General features: G+C 45.2%; 1 protein-coding gene. It reads left to right on the forward strand.

Annotated elements, in window-relative coordinates:
• Nucleotides 1–336, forward strand: a 336-nt coding sequence (locus CAN34_RS13865; protein ID WP_133063032.1) for a phosphotransferase family protein, incomplete at both ends; no start/stop codon positions are given.

Raw genomic sequence — 336 nt, forward strand, 5'->3', positions numbered from 1 at the left:
GGTCAAAGCCAAGACGCCTAACGTACCAAGCTTTGCACTGGTAAGACAATGGCTTGGTAAGCATACGCCTGCTGATAGCAAAACCTGCATTATTCATAATGATTGGCGTTTTGATAATGTAATTTTAGATGCAGCAGATCCAACCAAAGTCATCGGCGTTCTTGATTGGGAAATGGCGACACTGGGTGATCCTTTGATGGATTTGGGTAGCGCCTTGGCTTACTGGATTGAAGCAGATGATAATATCATTATGCAGCAGTCACGCCGTCAGCCTACGCATTTAAAAGGCATGATGACACGTGATGAAGCGGTGGCCTATTATCTTGAACAGACAGG

This window comes from Psychrobacter sp. DAB_AL32B, assembly GCF_002224105.1.
Classification (GTDB): domain Bacteria; phylum Pseudomonadota; class Gammaproteobacteria; order Pseudomonadales; family Moraxellaceae; genus Psychrobacter.